General features: G+C 65.8%; 19 protein-coding genes and 1 pseudogene. 14 read left to right on the forward strand and 6 right to left on the reverse strand.

What is annotated here, in order from left to right; genetic code table 11:
* Positions 1-421: 421 nt before the first annotated feature.
* Positions 422-580 (reverse strand): hypothetical protein, encoded by a 159-nt coding sequence (locus IY716_RS11545; RefSeq protein ID WP_218221844.1) that lies wholly within the window; start codon positions 578-580, stop codon positions 422-424.
* Between the two features lie 190 nt (positions 581-770).
* Between IY716_RS11545 and IY716_RS11550 the strand changes: the two genes are divergently transcribed.
* From IY716_RS11550 to IY716_RS11565, 4 genes and pseudogenes are all read left to right on the forward strand, one after another.
* Complete coding sequence (locus tag IY716_RS11550; protein WP_218221845.1) at positions 771-1,967, forward strand: Fic family protein; 1,197 nt, start codon at positions 771-773, stop codon at positions 1,965-1,967.
* Between the two features lie 832 nt (positions 1,968-2,799).
* Positions 2,800-3,336, forward strand: a pseudogene (locus tag IY716_RS11555) (MIP/aquaporin family protein).
* A gap of 29 nt (positions 3,337-3,365) precedes the next feature.
* Entirely contained in the window at positions 3,366-4,580 is a 1,215-nt protein-coding gene (gene fdhA / locus IY716_RS11560) for a formaldehyde dehydrogenase, glutathione-independent (protein WP_218221846.1), read from the forward strand.
* Positions 4,581-4,904: 324 nt separating this feature from the next.
* A complete protein-coding gene (locus IY716_RS11565; protein WP_218221847.1) occupies positions 4,905-5,306 on the forward strand; it encodes a four-helix bundle copper-binding protein in 402 nt (133 codons plus the stop codon).
* Between the two features lie 575 nt (positions 5,307-5,881).
* Here IY716_RS11565 and IY716_RS11570 read toward each other — a convergent pair.
* Together IY716_RS11570 and IY716_RS11575 are read right to left on the reverse strand one after the other, a co-directional pair.
* A complete protein-coding gene (locus IY716_RS11570) occupies positions 5,882-6,619 on the reverse strand; it encodes a flavodoxin family protein (protein WP_218221848.1) in 738 nt (245 codons plus the stop codon).
* Positions 6,620-6,688: 69 nt separating this feature from the next.
* The gene (locus tag IY716_RS11575; RefSeq protein WP_218221849.1) at positions 6,689-7,234 is read right to left on the reverse strand and encodes a class I SAM-dependent methyltransferase; all 546 of its coding nucleotides are present in this window, start codon (positions 7,232-7,234) and stop codon (positions 6,689-6,691) included.
* Between the two features lie 252 nt (positions 7,235-7,486).
* Between IY716_RS11575 and IY716_RS11580 the strand changes: the two genes are divergently transcribed.
* The gene (locus IY716_RS11580; RefSeq protein ID WP_218221850.1) at positions 7,487-8,917 is read left to right on the forward strand and encodes an NAD(P)/FAD-dependent oxidoreductase; all 1,431 of its coding nucleotides are present in this window, start codon (positions 7,487-7,489) and stop codon (positions 8,915-8,917) included.
* On the opposite strand, the gene IY716_RS11585 is transcribed toward IY716_RS11580, so the two are convergent.
* Positions 8,902-9,537, reverse strand: a complete 636-nt coding sequence (locus IY716_RS11585; protein WP_218221851.1) for a CDP-alcohol phosphatidyltransferase family protein — start codon at positions 9,535-9,537, stop codon at positions 8,902-8,904. The two genes, IY716_RS11580 and IY716_RS11585, sit on opposite strands and share 16 nt — an antisense overlap.
* Positions 9,530-10,255, reverse strand: coding sequence for a TVP38/TMEM64 family protein (locus IY716_RS11590; protein ID WP_218221852.1), 726 nt, complete (start codon positions 10,253-10,255; stop codon positions 9,530-9,532). Before IY716_RS11590 ends, IY716_RS11585 begins: the two co-directional genes overlap by 8 nt.
* Before the next feature lie 49 nt (positions 10,256-10,304).
* Between IY716_RS11590 and IY716_RS11595 the strand changes: the two genes are divergently transcribed.
* The 7 genes from IY716_RS11595 to IY716_RS11625 all read left to right on the forward strand — a co-directional run bounded on the left by IY716_RS11595 (position 10,305) and on the right by IY716_RS11625 (position 16,622).
* Entirely contained in the window at positions 10,305-11,567 is a 1,263-nt protein-coding gene (locus tag IY716_RS11595; protein WP_218221853.1) for an ABC transporter substrate-binding protein, read from the forward strand.
* Positions 11,564-12,418 carry an ABC transporter permease subunit gene (locus IY716_RS11600; RefSeq protein ID WP_218221854.1) on the forward strand — a complete coding sequence of 285 codons (855 nt, stop codon included), beginning with the start codon at positions 11,564-11,566 and terminating at the stop codon, positions 12,416-12,418. The genes IY716_RS11595 and IY716_RS11600 overlap by 4 nt, the downstream gene beginning before the upstream one ends.
* 17 nt (positions 12,419-12,435) lie before the next feature.
* Entirely contained in the window at positions 12,436-13,257 is an 822-nt protein-coding gene (locus IY716_RS11605) for an ABC transporter permease subunit (protein ID WP_218221855.1), read from the forward strand.
* Complete coding sequence (locus tag IY716_RS11610) at positions 13,254-14,306, forward strand: ABC transporter ATP-binding protein (protein WP_218221856.1); 1,053 nt, start codon at positions 13,254-13,256, stop codon at positions 14,304-14,306. The genes IY716_RS11605 and IY716_RS11610 overlap by 4 nt, the downstream gene beginning before the upstream one ends.
* Positions 14,307-14,516: 210 nt before the next feature.
* A complete protein-coding gene (locus IY716_RS11615; protein WP_255316752.1) occupies positions 14,517-15,227 on the forward strand; it encodes a Crp/Fnr family transcriptional regulator in 711 nt (236 codons plus the stop codon).
* A gap of 56 nt (positions 15,228-15,283) precedes the next feature.
* Positions 15,284-15,826: a carboxymuconolactone decarboxylase family protein gene (locus tag IY716_RS11620; RefSeq protein WP_218221857.1), complete on the forward strand. Its 543-nt coding sequence runs from the start codon at positions 15,284-15,286 to the stop codon at positions 15,824-15,826.
* Between the two features lie 472 nt (positions 15,827-16,298).
* Positions 16,299-16,622: a hypothetical protein gene (locus tag IY716_RS11625; RefSeq protein ID WP_218221858.1), complete on the forward strand. Its 324-nt coding sequence runs from the start codon at positions 16,299-16,301 to the stop codon at positions 16,620-16,622.
* Between the two features lie 176 nt (positions 16,623-16,798).
* Here the strand turns inward: IY716_RS11625 and IY716_RS11630 are convergent, their stop codons facing one another.
* On the reverse strand, positions 16,799-17,305 hold the full coding sequence (locus IY716_RS11630) for a DUF4383 domain-containing protein (protein WP_218221859.1): 507 nt from the start codon (positions 17,303-17,305) through the stop codon (positions 16,799-16,801).
* A gap of 457 nt (positions 17,306-17,762) precedes the next feature.
* Here IY716_RS11630 and IY716_RS11635 point away from each other — a divergent pair, with 457 nt between their 5' ends.
* Positions 17,763-18,227: a CBS domain-containing protein gene (locus tag IY716_RS11635; protein WP_218221860.1), complete on the forward strand. Its 465-nt coding sequence runs from the start codon at positions 17,763-17,765 to the stop codon at positions 18,225-18,227.
* Positions 18,228-18,423: 196 nt separating this feature from the next.
* Positions 18,424-19,047 carry an alpha/beta fold hydrolase gene (locus IY716_RS11640; RefSeq protein WP_369699728.1) on the forward strand — a complete coding sequence of 208 codons (624 nt, stop codon included), beginning with the start codon at positions 18,424-18,426 and terminating at the stop codon, positions 19,045-19,047.
* Positions 19,048-19,165 lie beyond the last annotated feature (118 nt).

Consider the following 19,165-nt stretch of genomic DNA (forward strand, 5'->3'; position numbering starts at 1 on the left):
CTTCTCGATAGGTTCACCACACCCACCCCGTCGACCGCCCAATAGGGCGACGGCCCGGCGGCCCCGCATCACTTACCTCGATGAGGGGTCGCTGCTCTCCAACCTTGAGCGGGTCGAGTGGTGGCCAATGACCGTCGAAGAGGCCCACCGACTTCAAGCGGAGAGGGTCCTCAGCGTCGCCACTGCCTAGGCCTGGGCATGGGCATGGAACAACCACTATCTCCCTGGCCATGTCACCGAGCCCAACGGCAGTCGGTTCGATGAGATCTCTGCGCTGCTCGAGCTTCCGAGTGAGCAGCGGCCGCTCGGCAAGCTCGATGCCCGGTATCTGCTCGTCGAGGCCGAAGCCTGGGCCTCAGCGGTGCGCACAGCTCAGGCCGGCGGTGCTGGTTAGGGCAGCGACTCGCAGAGGGGCTCGTTCTTAGACGCGAACAGTGTCAGCGGCGGCATTGCCCCCCTTCCCCGCATCGAGCTCATCCTCACCACCACCACCGCCATCACCATCACCATCGCCATCGCCATCGCCGACGTCGACGCCGACGTCGACGCCGACGTCGACGCCGACGTCGACGTCGAACAACTGGAGCGTCGAGCTCCGGAGAAACCGAGCTGCGGGAGTTACCTTATTCGCACAGTCGCGGTTCCTCTGGATCAGGCCCGCATGCGCGTGGGGACTTGATCAACGTCGAGTAGATGGGGTCCTAAGTCATAACGAGGGATGCACCTCTTATGAGATAATGGCATAGTTCATAACGATCAGGAGGGCCCTTATGACTTCGACGACCAAGTGGCCTCCACTGTCATACGAAGACCGCCAGTGGGTGCCCAGCGCCCACGCCGCCTGGGGCGCTCGTGCGGAGCAGGATCTCGCCGGCACTCGGTACCAATCAGCGCTGGCCCCCGAGATCGCGGGCCTCACGCCGGAGCCCAGCACCCCGGCCCGTGAGGCTGCCGCCGAAGCCGAGCGTGAGCTCACCCGCTTCGACTCTGAACTGGGATCCCGCGTGGCAGCGTTCGCTCCGGTACTGTTGCGCTCTGAAGCTGCGTCCTCGTCACAGATCGAGAATCTCACCGCCTCGGCCCGGGCCATCTTCAGTGTGGAGGTCGGGGCCAAGGGCAACCGCAACGCCGAGAGCATCGCCGCGAACACCGGCGCCATGAATGCTGCGTTGGATGTCGCGCGAGATCTCTCCGCAGGTTCGATCAGGATCCTGCACTCGGTGCTGCTGGCCGGCCAGCCGCGGCACACGCCGGGACACTGGCGAGATCAGCCGGTCTGGATCGGCACTCGTGCAGACAGCCCGGTCGGAGCCTCCTTCGTCGCTCCTCACCAGAGCCATGTCCCAGGACTGATGGATGACCTGGTCGCCTTCGTCAGCGACCTCAGCGTGGCCCCACTGATCTCAGTCGCCGTGGGTCATGCGCAGTTCGAGACGATCCACCCCTTCACCGACGGCAACGGCAGGACCGGCCGTGCGCTGTCTCAGGCGATGCTGCGCCATCGCGGCGTCACCCGCAACGTGGCAGTCCCGGTATCTGCCGGGCTGCTCGCCGACGTTGAGGGATATCACGCTGCACTGACCGCGTATCGCGCAGGCGACGTGGACCCGATCATCGAAGCCTTCGCCGCGGCCTCGCTGCGCGCTGTGCACAATGCTCGCCAGCTGGTCGCTGACATTGATGAGATCCGTCAGAGCTGGAATCACCGGCTGAAGGCTCGCACTGACTCCAACGCCTGGAAGATCCTGGATCTGCTCGCGCGACGACCGGTGCTCAATACCGCCGTGGCGGCCGAGGAACTCGGCATCGCACGACCCAACGTGCATCCGCCGCTGAAGGCGATCGTCGCTGCGGGGATCGCGAAGCAGCAGCATGAGCACCAGCGCGGGATGTTCTGGCGCAGCGACGAGATCCTCGCGGCCATCGACGCATTCGCAGTGCGAGCTGGGCGCCGCTCAGCACAGTAGCGGCCTGGCGAGACGTCTCAAGGGGCGCAAGCACCGGGTTATCTAGCTACCTGTCCAACGGGGTACGAGAAGCTGGCCATCACCTATCGGGCTACTGCAGTGCTCTGCGCCGTCATCGCCTGGCTACGCAAATAAGAGACAAGCCCTAGTTGTTTTTGACCCGCAGTGGCAGCAGTTTGAGCAGTGTTTTGTTCTCAGCCGAGTCAAGTACGGAATACTGAGCGCAGGCGGGAACGAGCCGACCGGTCTCCGGGTGGCTCATCGTGTACATGCACGCCCCAGCCGATCCTGGGCCTCCCGCACTGCTGGCTCATCACTGCTCCGCCCCTGCGTGTCGATACCCGCAAGCCGATCGGCGGGCACTCCCCCACCCCAAAACCACTCCATACAAGCGCCGGGTTCACAGTGCACGCATAACCCCTCCCGATTTAAAGCCCGGTGAAGGTCAGCTGGCTATGTAGCACGCCCCTGGAGAGGCTTACCACGTCAGTATCCGATGGCCCTGACCCTCGCCCTGCTATCCAGGCTCTGCCTGGGGGTGTTTCCGAGGGGTCCGGCAACCCTTGACTCCGTAGGAAAACGCGGCCTAGGCTCGCGACAATTGAGCGTCGCTTGCTTCTATTTACTATTTTCTCATTCGCTCATTAAGTGGGGAAAATGACTACGCACCTGGTACGGCGGCTGGCCGCCGAAACGATCGGCACGGCGGTGCTGGTGACCTTGGGTGCCGGGTGCCGTCCTGGCTGCCCTGACCGCCTAAGGCGCCCTGACCTATGCGGGCATCAGGTTCATCGCACTGGGATTCACAGTCGCCGTCGCCATCTCCGCATTCCTGGGCGTCTCGGGTGCGCACATCAATCCGGCCGTGACCTTCGCGCGGGCGGTCACCCGGTGCTTCCCGTGGGTCGGGGTGGCTCCGTATGTCCTGGCCCAATTCCTCGGTGCCACCGTCGGCAGCTTCCTTCTGGTGGCCTTTTTCGGGATGCGGGCCGTGGGTCGGGGCGGCGGAGTGGCCGCCCTGAGCACCGGCGTCTCGTACGGCCAGGGCATCGTGACGGAAGCGCTGAGCACCTTCGTACTCATGCTCGCGGTCATGGCCGTCGCCGTGGGCTAGCGTGCGCCCATGGGCTGGGCCAGCCTGGTCATCGGCCTGGCCGTGGCCAGTGCGATCTTGGTCTTTGCCCCGCTGACTGGCGCCTCGCTCAACCCGGAACGGACCTTCGGGCCCCACACCGTGCAGACCCTCTTCGACGGCGAGGTCGACCGCTCACAGATGAACATGACAAGGGAACCAAAAACATCGAGGATTCTCTGTTCCCACTGCAGGAAATCATGGCACGAACGGGACCATTACCGCTTTCTATGCTGATTAGAGATTGACAACCGAAGGGAAATACAATGACTGGAAATCGCGTCGTCGTCTACAAGGCACCAGGGGAGGTCGCGGTCGAGACGATCGACTACCCCAAGCTGGAACTTCCGTCAGAGGTCGCCAGCAAGATGGGCATCCAGCAGAAGGCCCCGCACGCGGCCATCCTCAAGCTGGTGGCGTCGAACATCTGCGGAAGTGACCAGCACATGGTGCGAGGGCGCACCACTGCGCCGGCCGGCCAGTCACTCGGCCACGAGATCACAGGCGAGGTCGTCGAGACCGGGGACGACGTGCTCTTCGTCAAGGAGGGCGACATCTGCTCGGTGCCGTTCAACATCGCCTGCGGCCGCTGCCGCATGTGCAACGAGGGCAAGACCGGCGTGTGCCTCAACGTGAACCCGGCACGCCCCGGCGCAGCCTACGGCTACGTGGACATGGGCGGCTGGATCGGCGGCCAGGCGGAGTACGTGATGGTCCCCTACGCGGACTTTAACCTGCTGAAATTCCCGGACCGGGACCAGGCGCTGGAGAAGATCCTCGACCTGACCATGCTCTCTGACATCTTTCCCACCGGCTACCACGGCGCGTACACCGCCGGCGTCACGACCGGCTCCACGGTCTACGTTGCGGGCGCAGGTCCCGTGGGCCTGGCCGCCGCGTTCTCCGCGCAGCTGCTGGGTGCCTCGGCGGTCATCGTGGGGGACATGAACGCGGACCGGTTGGAACAAGCTGCCAGCTTCGGCTGCGAGACCGTCGACCTGACCCAGGACGGTTCGCTGCCGGAGAGGATCGACCAGATCCTCGGGGTCCCCGTGGTCGATGCCGCGGTGGACGCGGTCGGCTTCGAGGCCCGCGGGCACGGCGCCGACGCCGACGAGGCACCGGCCACAGTGCTCAATGACATCATGTCGGTGACCCAGGTGGGCGGCTCCCTGGGCATCCCGGGCCTCTACGTGACCGCCGATCCGGGCGGCGTCGACGAGAACGCCCAGGTCGGCCAGATCGGCGTTCAACTGGGTACCGGCTGGGCGAAGTCCCTGTCGTTCGCCACGGGTCAGTGCCCGGTGAAACGGTACAACCGCCAGCTGATGAACCTGATCCTGGCGGACAAGGCGAACATCTCCCAGGCCGTCAACGCCACCACCATCAGCCTGGACGACGCACCCCGGAGTTACCAGGAGTTCGACCAAGGAGCGGCCCGGAAGTACGTGATCGACCCGCACGGGATGATCGCCGCATAGGCGACCCGTCCGGTCGTGGCGGCGGGCTTCCCCGGATCGGGGCCCCGCCGCCACATCCAGGCCGCCACGCCACGACCGGGAACGGAGGCCTCAGTCCAGTCCGAGCTCGGAGACGGCTACGCAGCCGCCATGACGAACTTGCGCTACATCGCCTTAGACGTCCTCACCACCGAGGAGGCGTTGCGGGAAATCGCCGCCTAACCCCTGGGCAGGGGGTCGAAGGCTGTTCCTTTGTGGGCCATGCGTCGGCCCTGGCTTCCAGCCATAAATGACTTCGATACCGTTGGCCCAGCAGCTGTGAGGGCTAGAGAAGATGAGGACGACATGAACACCGCCGCGGCAATGATCTCAGCTCATCCTGTGGACCCATCGATCCCGGACGTGCTGGCCGAGTGCATTCAAGCCTGCACAGACGCGGCCCTGGCGTGCACCTCCTGCGCCGATTCCTGCCTGGCCGAAGATGCAGTGGCTGAGTTACGTTCCACCATCCGTCTTGCTCAGGATGCCGCGGACATGTGTACCACCACGGCCCGGTTCCTGTCTCGGCTCACAGAGACCGACGGCAACCTCTTAAGGACGATCTTGATGCTCTGCCGCGACTTTGTCGCGACCTTCGCGATGGAAGCTGCGCACCACGCCGACCAGTACGAACACTGCTCGTTGGCGATCCAGGCATGCCGCGATTGCGAAGAAGCCTGCCAGCGTCTGTTGCCTCGCCCGTTCTAAGGCCCGCCCGCTGCGCCTCTCAGTGCGTCGACTCAGGAGCAATAGCGGGGCCAGTTTGATGTGACCGGCTCCCCGCCAGCAATGACGGCATGCAGGTCTCGACTCGACCGTCAACGACAAGAGCTCACACCACGGGGTTATTAGATCCGTGCCCGACGAAGCCCGGGATGTGCGCTCGAGCGCGTCCTCAGCCGCCTGCCTGGCCTCTATGACGAGGAGATCTCGCGCGAAACCTCTCGATCGACAAGGCAATGCATCGCGGCGTCGATACGCGAACGCCTGGTTGCCGAGCCCCCTGGCACTCGGCAACCAGGCTGACCTATCTGCGACGCCGCTAAGCAGACTCTCGCGCCGCGGTGTTCCCTCATCCCTCGTTCAGAACCTCACGGGGAAGTACAGCTAGCCATATTCATCGTGACCACCACATCCATCAGGTTTGCCATGCCAGTACCAGAGTGCAGTCCCGTGCAAGGGAAAACGGGATCTGAACCGCTCCAGGTTCTCCCGGCGCCCTCACTGGCGTTGCGGAGATCCTGAGACCACTTCCCCACACAGTGACCGTGCTGCCCAACATCTCATCGGTACTCGGGGTTGGGATCGAGACCAAGATCCTCTCCCGCCTCCCACTGCTCCGGCACGTTGCCCCAAGCAGGGATGCCTCCCGCCTGTCGCAGCAGCTTCGCCATATGCATCAGGTTCCACGCCATGAACGTGGTGTTGCGGTTGGTGAAGTCACTCTCAGGTCCACCCGAGCCTTCATCGAGATAGCTCGGTCCCGGACCGACCGGACCGATCCATCCCGCATCAGCGCCGGGTGGGATGGTCACCCCGATGTGCTGGAGGCTGTAGAGGATGTTCATGGCGCAGTGCTTCACCCCGTCCTCGTTGCCGGTGATCAGAGCCCCGCCGACCTTGCCGTAGTAGATGTACTGGCCATCAGCCTTCGTCACCCCAGACATCGCGTAAAGGCGTTCAATGATCTGCTTGGTCACCGAGCTGTTGTCTCCGAGCCAGATCGGTCCGGCGACGACGATGATGTCGGCTGCCTTCACGTGCTCGAAGATCTCTGGCCAGGCGTCTTGTTCCCACCCGTGTTCGGTCATGTCCGGGTAAACCCCGGTGGCAATCGGATGATCGATGGGCCGCATGATTTCGACCTCGACCCCCTGGTTGCGCATCACCCTCGCGCTGAGGTCGACCAGCCCGGAGGTGTGACTGAGCTCGGGGCTGCGCTTGAGGGTGCAGTTTAAGAACACGGCCTTCAGTCCCGTGAAATCCCACTCAAGATCCGATGTCTGCTCGTGCTCTGTCATGGTGGTGACTCCTCTTTCTTGGGGCCGGAACAGGTATGTGTCACCGGCTGTGGGATTCCTCTGTGGTTTCTAGGTGGTTCCGACGCGTATCTGCAGGTGTCCGCCGCGGACCGAGTCGGCCCGGATCTCGGTGCAGTCGCGCTCCACCGCCGTCCAGGGATGCGCCTCGATGTCGGCCCCGCCCAGCCGGCAGGCGGCCTTCGCCAGAGGGGTGAACACCGCAGAGAGTCCGGTGGGACGCTGCATGTCCAGCACACCTAGCCGCGCCGACGCCGTGGTCAGCTCCCGCATGGTCTCCCAGGCGCACTCCCAGGGCTGCATCAAGGACAGCGCGTAGGTGGCCATCGCCACGTCTGAGCGGGCCCGTCCTCCGGCCCGCGTGACCTCGGCGGCGATGCCAGCGGGCTGCATCGTGGTGGCGTCGGCCTGGATGAGGATGACGTTGTCCCACTTTTCGCGCGACGCTCTTCGCCGGGCTTGGGCGAGCATGGAGGCGCTGCGATCAACCCCGATGACGAAGCCGGTGGGCCCCACCCGCTCCTGGAGCAGGGGGAAGTTCATCCCGGTCCCGCAGCCGATGTCGAGGACCTGCTCTCCTTGACCGAGCTCCAGCATCTCGATCAGGCGACGCCGTCCGGCCCCGTAGACGGGGTACTCCCCGGAGAGTACGTCATAGAGGGGCGCGAAGGCCGTGTACTTCTCGATGCTTCTACCCCTTCATGCCTATGATGCCCATGGTGCTGCGCGTGCTGGCTCTGACCCTACTCAGTTCGGTCACCGATGAAAGTGTCCTGGTTTACAGACCGACCAGTTTCCTCCACGTAGCCTTACCGAGTTTCATCCGACCAGCGCGAAGGACCTCCTCCCATGGACCACCCGATCGACCTGCTGGTCATAGGCGGCGGCACCGCGGGAATCGTGGGCGCCAAGACCGCCGCCCGCCTGGGCGCCCGCACCCTCCTGGTCGAGGAGAACCGCACCGGCGGAGACTGCCTGTGGACCGGCTGCATCCCGTCCAAAACCCTGCTCTCCGCGGCCGCGCAGGCCGCAGCAGCCCGGGACGCTTCGGGCGCAGAACCAGACTTCAGCCAGGTCCAGGCCCGGATCCGCGCCGCCATCGAGACGATTGAACCCGAGGACTCCCCCGAGGCGCTTGAACGCGCCGGGGTGAGGGTCCTCAAGGGCACCGCCCGCTTCACCGCCCCGGGCGAGGCCGAGGTCGACGGCCAGAAGCTCCGGTTCCGTCAGGCGCTGATCGTCACAGGCAGCTCCCCCGCCGTCGCTTCGATCCCCGGCCTGGAGGACGCCGGATTCGTCACCTCGGAGACGATCTGGGACCTCCCCGAGCTGCCGCGCAGACTGGTGGTCATCGGTGGCGGCCCGATCGCCTGTGAGCTCGGACAGGCCTTCGCGCGTCTCGGCTCCCAGGTGAGCATCCTGGCCCGGTCCGGGCTGCTGCCCAAGGAGGACCCCGAGGCCTCCGCTCTGGTCCGCGCGAGCCTCGAGCGTGACGGCGCCACCGTCATCCTCGACGACGAGCCCCAGCAGGTCCACAGCGGCCCCGGTGGCAGAAGCTCAGGCAGCACCGTGATCACCACCAAGGCCGGACGCGAGCTCGAGGCGGACGTCGTCCTGGTCGCCACCGGCCGGAGAGCGCGCACCGCCGGGCTGGGGCTGGAGCGGATCGGAGTGGACTGCGACGACGCGGGACAGCTCCTCGTGGATGATGCGATGCGCACCTCGAACCCCGCGGTCTGGGCCGCCGGGGACGTCACCCAGCATCCAAAGTTCACCCACCTCGCCGGGGTCCACGCCAGCACCGCCGCCTCGAACGCCGTCCTGGGGCTCCGGCGCGCGGTCAGCCCCACGGTTCCGCGCATCACCTTCACCTCCCCGGAGGTCGCCGCCGTGGGCATCACCAACGCCTCCGGCCCGGGCCTGACCACCTCAACCGTCTCCCTGGAGACCACCGACCGAGCGATCGCCCAGGGATCCACCGAAGGTTTCGTGCGCCTGGTCGTCGGCAAGCGGGGCCGCATCCTGGGCGGCACGATCGTCGGGCCCCGTGCCGGTGAATCGCTGGGCGAGCTGAGCCTCGCCGTCGAGCAGAAGCTGACCACCCGTGCGCTGGCCGGGGTCACCCACGCCTATCCCACCTTCAGCGATGCGCTGTGGAACGCGGCGATCGCCCATGCCAGCAGCGGACTGAGCTCACCGGCCGTCAAGACGGCCACCGCGGCCCTCGCGGCGATCACCAGGTTCCGACACCGGTCCCACCCGGCTCAGCGCAGCGCGTGATACCCCGCGACGATGCGCTGCGCGGCGCTGAGACACACCAGCAGCCCCCAGACCAGCGCGATGGGGCCCGCGAACATGGGCAGGATCAGCCACAGGCTGTGCACCAGAACGGTCTCACCGCCCTCGGCCAGTCCGCCGAGGAAGGAGAGCGAGCGTCCGTCGTCGAGGGTTCTTCCCTCCTTCTCCGCGATGGAGGAGAACGCGAGGAACGCGGCCCCGTTGATGTAATACGCGAAGAGCACCAGCATGAACGGCAGCAGCGATACGTCGAACGCCGCGCTCGCCCCGATCGCCACACCGATCACTGTGGCCCCGTAGACGACGAAATCCGCGCAGATGTCGAAGAACCCGCCCTGCGCCGAGCCCGTCGAGGAGCCCGGCGATGAGTCCTGAGCACGACGCCGGGCCAGCGGCCCGTCCAGACCGTCGGCCAGCCGACAGAGCAGCCACATGAGCAGCGCCGGAACCCAGTGCTGGGTGGCGGCCAGGCCCGCGCTGGCCAGCCCGGTGGCGAGATTCAGCGCCGTGAGTCGGTTCGGCGTGACCCAGGGCTTATCCAGCCAGCGTGCCCCGGTATCAAGCGCCGGTCCGAGCGCAGCACGCAGACGGGTGTCAAACATCGGCTTGTCCGTTCCTTCCGCGAAGTCGAACGGCGTAGGCGATCCCAGCCAAGGTCAGCAGCCCCAGCACCGCGAAGGCCAGCTCCATCTGCGCCCCCGGCTGGAACCCGAAGGCGCCCAGCGCGAGGAAACTGGCCGTGCCCGGGATGATGCCCAGCAGCGTGCCCAGGAAATAAGGCCACCAGCCCAGAGCTGTCAGCCCGGCCGAGTAGTTGATCGCGGTGAAGGGCAACACCGGGACCAGGCGCACCCCAACGACGGCGGCGAAGCCATGCCGGACCAGCGCATCTTCGACCCTGGCGACCCGGGTGCCGGTGAACCGCTCCACCGCCTCCCGGCCCAGCGCGCGGCCGAGCCAGAACGCGGCGGAGGCCCCCACCATGGCGGCGGCGTAGACGATCAGCAGTCCTGGGCCGAAGCCGACGAGCACCCCGGCCCCGACGGAGAGGATGTTCTTCGGCACCGGGGCAAGGGTCAGCGCCGCGTACGCGGCGCCGAAGCCGATCGGACCCCACCAGCCTGCTTCGGCCACCAGGTCTCGCATCTGATCCACCGACGGGATCGGCAAGACCAGGGCGGCGATCGTGAAGACGATCAGCGCCACCACCAGCAGCAGGGCCTTCGCCAGGGCGGTCCGACGCGCACTCGTCTCCCCTCGCGCCGGCTCACCGGCCTCAGGAACCGTCGGCCCGTGGCTCGCCTGCTGTGGGTCATTCACGCCTTGACCCTACGTCAGTCCGCACACCACAACCGAAGGAACCGATGACATGATCCGCCACACCTCGCGCACGCCCAGGCTGAGGCGGCTGGGGCCGCTTGCTGGAGCCGGGGTCGCCACGCTGCTGCTCACCTCCTGCGCCTCCGGATCCTCCGGCTCCTCTGCCGAGACCCAGGAGTTTGAGGACTTCGACGCCGTCCTGGAGGCTGCCGAGGGTCAGACGGTGGATCTGTGGATGTACGGCGGAGATGAGCAGGGCAATGCCTACGTGGATGAGCACCTGGCCCCGGCCGCTGAGGAGCTGGGCGTGACCCTGCGTCGGGTGCCCGTGACTGACACCGCGGACGCGCTGAACCGGGTGCTCGATGAGCGCCAGGCCGGCCGTGAAGACGGGTCCGTCGACCTGGTGTGGGTCAACGGACCCACGTTCAGCACCGGCCAACAGGCTGAGGCCTGGCGCTGCGGATGGACCGAGATGCTGCCGAACATGGCTCTCACCCACCCGCAGGATCCGCTGCTGACCGATGATTTCGGCACCCCGGTCGACGGCTGCGAGTCCCCGTGGCACAAGGCCCAGTTCACCTATTTCTACAACTCGGAGACCGTCGAGGAGCCGCCTTCCACGCTGCCGGAGCTGCTGGACTGGGCCGGGGAGAACCCGGGAAGGTTCACCTACCCCGGACCTCCCGACTTCACCGGAAGCGTGTTCCTGCGCGAGGTGATGATCTCTCAGGCCGGTGGTGCCGAGGAGATCCCGCTTCAATACAGCGAGGAGAATTTCGAGGAGTTCGCTCCTGCGGCGATCCAGACCCTGGAGGAGCTGGCGCCTTCGCTCTGGCGGGAGGGCTCCACATACCCGCGCGATGAACAGGCGCTCAACGAGCTCTTCACCGACGGCGAGGTGGACTACGGGATGACCTATGGTCCGGCGCGGCTCACCGAGCTCCTCGACTCCGGTGCGCTGCCGGAGTCCACGCGGGTGCTGCCGCTGGAGGAGGGCACGGTGGGCAACGCCAGCTTCCTGGCCATCCCGGTCAACGCCGCGGACACCGCCGGCGCCATGGCGGTCGCGAACCTTGCGCTGTCCCCCGAGCAGCAGGCGCTCAAAGCCAATCCTGACGTGTGGGGCCAGTTCACCGTGCTGGATCTCACCAGGCTGGACTCCGCAGACCAGACCCAGTTCGAGGAGCTGCCGAGCTCCCCCGTGGTGCCCTCCTATGAGGAGCTCTCAGAGAACGCGCATTCGGAGCTGGACTTCGACTGGGTCCCCGCTCTGGATGAGGCCTGGCGTGAATCGGTGGGACGCGGTTGAGCAGTCCCGCAGCGAACAGCAGCTCCACGCGGCGGGCCGTGTTGACCGCAGCCCCCGCCGTGATCCTGGTGCTCCTGGTGCTCGGTGCCGCACTGATCATGGTGGGGCTGCAGAGCCTGGGGCTGATGCCGGTGTTCGGCGAGCCGCAGCTCAGCCTGAACGCGTGGGCCGACTCAACCTCGCTGCTCGAATCCGCCGGTGTCTCGGTCTACATCGCGACCCTGTCCACCGTCCTCTCGGCCGGCCTCGGCCTGCTCATCGCCGTCTACGCCCTCACCGCCGGGCGGGGTGGGCGGCTGGTCGCGGCGGTGAGTGCCGCCACCATCCCGATCCCTCACCTGGTCGCCTCCGGCGCCATCGGTCTGCTGCTCGCAGATGCAGGGTTCCTGGCACGACTGTTCGGGATGCCTGAGGGGTTCCCGCAGCTGGTGGCCACGCAGTGGTGGACGGCCGTGATCCTGGAGTTCGCCTGGAAAGAATCGGCGTTCGTGGCGCTGGTGATCCTGGGAAGCATATCGCGCTCGGCCATGGCGCTGAGCGAGACCGCCTCGACCCTGGGCGCCTCCGCGTGGCAGCGTTTCTGCCACGTCATCCTGCCTCTGGCGCGCCTGCCGCTGGTGGTCTCGGGGCTGGTGGTGTTCGTCTATACCCTCGGCTCTTACGAGTCCCCCTGGCTGTTGGGCCCCCTGGCCCCCGAGCCGCTCTCGGTGCGGGCGGTGCGGCTCTTCGGCTCTACGCAGCTCAGTGCCCGTCCGGAGGCCATGGCCACCGCGCTGACCTCGGTGGTGATCGCGGTGCTCGCCATCGCAGTGGGACTGCTTCTGGTCCGACGGTCCGGAGACCGCTCGTGAGCCTGAGTCGATCTGAGGTGAGCCGCCGCCGTCGTCCGCGATGGCGAGTCCGCACTGTCCTGCCGCTGCTGCTTGGGCTGGCCCTGCTGATCTGGATCATGCTGCCGCTGGTGCCGGTGCTGCTGTGGTCGGCGGCGGGGGCGTGGCGGGCACCGGATGTGCTGCCCAGCTCCTGGACGGCCGACGCCGCGCTGTCCCTGGCGGAGCCTGAGGTGCTGATGGCCGGGGTCAGGTCGCTGGGGCTGGGGCTCAGCGTCGCGGTGACGGCCACCGTGCTCGGTGGCCTCGCCGCCTTCGGCCTGCGCGGACCGACGCCTGGAGGTTCTCCAGCGTCCACGCGCCTGATCGGGTTTGTCATGCTGACGCCGTTGGCAGTGCCTCCCTTCGCTCTGGTCATGGGCTCCAATGTGCTGCTGCTCGGGGCGCGGGCGCCCTCCTTCTTAGGAGTGCTGATCGTGCTGACGGTCACGGCTCTGCCCTACACCACCTATATGTTCGTCACGGCGCTGGCCTCCTACGAGGATCGGTTCGAAGCTGTGGCGCGCACCCTGGGGGCATCCCCTGCCCAGGTGGTCCTGAAGGTCCGGCTGGGACTGCTGATGCCTGCCATCGCTCGGGCGGGGTTCCTCGCGTTCCTGGTGGGGTGGAGTGACTACATCACCACGGTGCTGATCGGGGGCGGTCAGTTCATCACGCTGCCCCTGCTCCTGGGCTCCGCGGCGTCCAGCACCGGCGGCGAGCAGCTCACCGCAGCGCTCTCGCTGGCCATGATCGTTCCCCCTGTTGTTCTCCTGATTCTCTTGGCCCGTCGCGGCGCGCGTGGAAGGACGTCTTCATGAGCTCACAGCTGAGCTTCTCCGGCATCTCTCATCGGTTCGGCGCACAGGAGGTGCTCACGAACATCTCGCTGGAGGCACCCGAGGGCAGCTGTGTCGCCCTGCTGGGGGCCTCGGGCAGTGGAAAGTCCACTCTGCTGCGCATCGCCGCCGGACTGGAACGGCCCTCCGCGGGACGGGTGCTCATGGACGGAGAAGACGTCAGCGAGGTCAATGCGGAAAAGCGGGAGACAGCCCTGGTGTTTCAGCAGCCCCTGCTGTTCCCGCACCTGTCCGTGGTGGACAACGTGGCGTTCTCCTCCCGCATGGCCGGGCACTCCAGGGCTGCGGCGCACCGCCACGCCTGCGAGTACCTGGAGCTGGTCCAGCTCGCCGGCTACGCCAGGCGCATGCCCGGCCAGCTCTCCGGAGGGCAGGAGCAGCGGGTGGCGCTGGCCCGCGCCCTGGCCCGCCAGCCACGGATTCTGCTTCTGGACGAACCCTTCAGCTCGCTGGACCTGCCTCTGCGTGAAGACATGTACGAGCTCCTCGAGACGATCCGGGAGCAGCTGCGTCCCACCATCGTGCTGGTGACTCATGATCGGCGTGAAGCCTCAGTCCTGGCCGAGTCCATTGCAGTGCTGGACCACGGTGAGATCCTGCAGCACGGCGGTGTTGCTCAGCTACATCACCAGCCAGCCTCCCGGGCCGTCAACCGGATCCTCGGTGGACTCAACGAGGTCCCCGGGGTGGTCCGCGGCGGGGCGCACCATTCGCCCCTGGGCCGGGTCCCGGTCCCCGCAGACACCGCCGAGGGCCCTGCCCTGCTGGTGCCGCGGCAGGAGTCCCTGTGTCTAACTGCCGTGGAGGGCGCCCAAGCTCTGGGAAGAGTCACACAGGTCCGGGCCTCCGGCGCGCACAGCCTGGTCCGTGTGGCGTTGGACCGTGGACCGGAACAGGACCAGGAGCAAGCCGCCGTGGCGGTGGAAGTCACCGGATCCCCGGAGCTGCGCCCGGGAGACATCACAGGAGTTGCGCTGCAGAACCCGTCCGGGTGGACCGTCACACGTTGAGGCGCCCCGGTCGAGGTTCTCTGAAGAGTGTGTGCTGGATTGCAGACCCGTCCCTGACCGCACTCCTAGAGTGGCGGAAGCCGTTGAAGTTGGAGAGGAGGGGTTGAGATGTCCATCATGGAGTCCCATGCCACATGTGCACACCGCCTCACGCATGCTTCAATGTGCGGAGATCAGCCCTGGTCCCCCCACCAACGGGAAGAAGATCCTTTGACCCTCAACGCCGATGGATTCACCTGCCTGGACGAGGTCGACCTCTTCGCGGACCTCAGCCCCGCCGAGATGGAGGCCATGGAGCTGATGATCCCCGAACGCCGGTTCGGCCCCGGAGACCTCGTCTTCTCCCAGTCAGAACCGGTCAGCGCCCTGTTCGTGCTGAAATCCGGGCGGGTGCGGATCTTCCGGGTCACCGAGGATGGCAAGGCCCTGACCCTGGCCATCCTCGAACCAGGGGCGGTCTTCGGGGAGATGCTCCTAGTGGGCCAACGGATGTATGAGAACTACGCCGAAGCCGTCGAGGAGTCAGTGATCTGCCAGCTCACCGTCGAGGACGTGGAGCAGCACCTGGTCGCGGACCCACGCATCGCCCTGCGCATCGCGAAGCTGCTCGGAGGCCAGGTCGCCCGACTCGAAGAGCGCCTCACCGACCTCGCGCTGCGCCCCCTGGCAGCCCGCACGGCCAAGACCCTGCTGACCCTGGCTGAAGCGGCACCGACCACCACGCTCAGCGCCCGGCGGGGGCACGGCGGAGTCATCCGCATCACCCATGAGCAGCTCGCCGGCCTGCTCGGCGCCACCCGAGAAGCCACCAGCAAGGTCCTCTCCGAGTTCGCCGCGAAGGGCCTCATCAAGCAGACCCGAGGACGCATCACCGTCCGTGAGCCCCAGCACCTGCGGAGCATCGCCAGGAGCACCTCCTAAATTCTTCCGCACCCCAGATCGGGGAGGCGGAGCCCGAACGAGAGAAAGGCACCACTTTGACACGAGTCACCGTAGCCACCACCGAAACCGCACCAGCGAACGCCCAGCCGGAGCTGAAGAACCTCGAAGAGCAGTTCGGAAAGGTCCTGAACATCCACGGGGCCATGGCCACCTCCCCGGTCGTGCTTCAGGCCTACGTCGCCATCCAGCAGGTCATCGAAGACTACGGAACCTTCGACGCCCAGACCCGGGAAGCCATCGCGCTGGCCGTGGGCAACGTCGATGAGTGCACCTACTGCCAGTCCGCTCACACCCAGGGCGCCAAGGGTGCCGGTCTCAGCGAGGACCAGACCGTGGCGATCCGTCGCGGCGAGGTCGACTTCGACCCGAAGCTGGCCGCGCTGCTGGAGGTCGCCCGCGAGGCGACTGCTGAGAAGGGCAACGTCGATGACGCCACCTGGCAGGCGGCTCTGGATGCCGGTTGGAGCACCGAGGAGCTGACCGAGTTGACCACTCATGTGGCATTGAACCTGTACACCAACTACTTCAACCACATGGTCAAGACCGAACTCGATGTTCCCGCTGCACCCTCGCTGTAACACCTGACAACGGCGCTGAGCCGTCCCCTGTGATGGGATGCGTCGGGGACCGGGACTGGGCCTGATCGGGCTCAGTCCCGGCCAGGGCGTATCGCCTCGGTTGAGGGGTTCTCTCGGGTCCATAATCCACAGACCCGGGAGAATCCCCTCGCCCAGGCTGTGGCGCTGACCAGCGTGAGCAACCCGGCCCCATTCGACAACGACACATCGCATGTGCCTCGTTCCAGTTGCACTGGTCTTCGACGTCAATGAGACGCTCTCTGATCTGGCACCTCTCTCAGGAGCCTTTGAAGACTGTGGTCTGCCGGGCTCTGCTGCTCGACTGTGGTTTGCGGGGCTCCTCCGAGATGGTTTTGCGCTCACTGCCGCCGGGGGCACCCCAGATATCGCGGATATCGAGGCTCAGAGCCTGGAACGTGGGCTATGTGAAACTGCGGGCGCTCGGAATCATCAGACATCGGTTGCTCACTTCATGGGGACCTTCACCGGCCTGGAACTGCACCCGGACGTCGTCCCGGGGATCAAAGCCCTGAGCCGCAGTGCCGAACTGCTGACCCTCAGCAACGGTCCGAGCGCGGCTGCTCGATCACTGCCGCATCGGGGAGGCGTCGAGGGTCTCTTCGCTCATTTCCTCAGCTTCCAACCCGCCCCGCGGTGGGAACCATCTCCAGGAGCGTACGGGGCACGGCAGAGTCAGGACAGGGCGGAGGAACTCATGTTGGTCGCGGTCCACCCCTGGGTCATCCACGGTGCCAACGCTGCTGCGTGGCGCACCACATGGATCAACCGCACCTAGGCCACCTACCCGGAGTATTTCATCGCCCCTGAGATCGAAGCTGGGGAACATGGTGGCACTCGCCACTAAACCTCTGCTTCCTGACTCTGAATTTCTAGGCTCAGGCTATGATCCCCAGACCATAGCCCTTCGAGGAGTAAAACCTCGGTGCGGAGCGTGGAAGCCCCCGTGCGGGACTAGCGATCGCGGCGACCCAGCTCAGGGTCATCACGTGCCGGGTCATCGGCCACGGTGTGCTTCCTTCTCCCTGGCAGGAATGACAATGCGACCATCGTTACTCCCAACACCAGGTGCAGCCAGTCGTCAGCCGTATTCAGAGGAACGAAGTTCACGGCAGAGTCCTTGTCGATGACCAACCCGTACACCCACAGGATCAGGTACACGATGCCGCCGAAGAGCAGGTAGAGCCGCGCTGAGGTACTAGACCGCGCCAAGACCAACCCCACGACGCCGTAGAGCAGGTGCACGATGTTATGCAGGATCGAGACTTGGAAGATCCCCAGAAGCATCGCTTCAGAGTGGTGCCCAGCGAACTGCAACGTCTCATAGCCGGTGGTCACCCCGGGGATGAACCCCAAGACCCCCACGATGAGGAAAACGACCCCGTAGATCGCAGCGACGATTTGCACCGGCGTCCGGCGAGCTGGTCGGTGGTCAACAGAGCGGGCGGAGGAGGTAGTCATGATTCTTCCTTCCCAGAGCATTCCAGTACGGATGAAAAAGACGTACATGTTGACTCTACATCTCGTTGGAATCCACGCGCTAGACCTCATTAATGCACTGATGTTTCAGAATTCAGTCCAGGTCCTGCATTTTGTGTGCCCACCCTGGGGGAAGCCTCCAGAACCCTGGCTGGGGCGTCCCTCGCGAGGCGCCGTGCGCGGCACCCCCACAGCGCCTCAAATCCCTGCTCGGGCACAGCAGAGGCGACACGTCCGGTGATTTGGACGCCGTGCAGAAGACCGCCGCCGCCCTGATCGAGGGCCCCAGGGGTAGACAGCTACACCGAGGCTCGGCGTACTCTGAAGGCCCTCAACCACACGCCCAAACCGGCCACCACGACCGGGTTTGGCGCCACGGCACCAGGTTCAGAAGTCCTCAGTAAGTCCACTGGTGAATACAACTGATGAGGTGAGCACTATGGCACCCAGCGACACACCTGCGACACAAGTACGCGCCCTGATACGGCCCCTAGGGTCGACTCTCTGTGAAACGCGCTCCCTGGCCAGTGCTGACCGACTGCTGCGTGAGGTGGGCCTCGATTATGTGGTGATCACGAACCTCTCCGACCGCGCCATCGGGATCATCACCGAACGAGATCTCGCTGAACTGCAACTCGCCAGACCTGAGAAGTGGGCCTCCCGACGGTGTGCCTGCGCGGTACACCCTCATCCCACGCTCCAGGGCGACGTGATGATGGCTGAGGTGGTCGAACTGTTCGGTCACACCGAGATTCGCCCTCTTCTGGTTCTCGAAGGCCGCGAGGCCCTCGGCGTGCTGCGGCCGACCGAGGTTTTTCAGTGGTGCGCGCAATACTGGCCCGCCGCCTTGGACCAGCTGGCCCGCCATGCCCGAGACCAGGAACCCCAGCCCAGCTACGGTTAGCACCCACTCCACGGGTCCGCGGATGCAGGCGCCCACAGGCCCCCCCCCCACGCCGACACTGGTGCGACACCCATCATCATGAAGCCCCGCGGCCGTCGAGCCCGAACCGCGGTAGGCGGCCCCGTCTTTCACCGCAGAACAGTCCCGCAGAACAGTGCGCCTGAAGTGCCATAAGGTGAGGCATGTGCCTCGACATGTGTATCTGATCCAAGGACTGGCCCAAAATATGAGCCACTGGGACAAAGTCCTAACGCACCTGCCTCAGGATGTCCCGGTGACGGCGATCGACATGCTGACACTGGGGTTCGAGGGCGATCAGTTTTCCTGGGCGCGCGCCGCACAGGAACTGGACAGCCATATCGGAGAGGCAGATGCTGTCATCTGTGGGCTCTCCTCCGGTGCGGTGATCGCCGCCAAGCACGCGGGCACGTACACATCTGGCCGTGATCACCACTATGTGCTCGCGGCGCCTCAGATGAATCCGCGCGGATGGCCCAGCCGGATGTTGCTGCGCAGACGCCGACTGATCCACCGATATATCGAGTTCCGCACCGGCCGGAAACTAGAGCCAAAGAAGGTAGCCAGCATCCTCGAGGCCTACCTGACACTGGACCTCCGGGGAGATCTCACCAAGATCACCAGCCCAGTCCTGGTGTTAGTGGGCCGCAAAGACCGCGTCCACTACAGGCCGACAGTCGACATCGCGCAACTGGTCCCCCATAGCGAACGGGTGAAGCTCCAGCGTGGGACCCACGAGAGTAACCGCAGCGCGCCCCGACAAATTGCAGAACAACTGAGCCGGTCAGCGCGATCGACATGACGCCCAGAACGGCACTGCGGGGCTGAGGTGCTCCTCGCACCGAGAAGATCAGCCGAGTCTCCCCAGAGTGGCCCGGAATCCCCAGCGGGGCAGTCTCCCTGCATTGCAGTCAACGGGG

It is taken from the genome of Nesterenkonia sp. Act20, assembly GCF_019173455.1.
Classification (GTDB): Bacteria; Actinomycetota; Actinomycetes; order Actinomycetales; family Micrococcaceae; genus Nesterenkonia.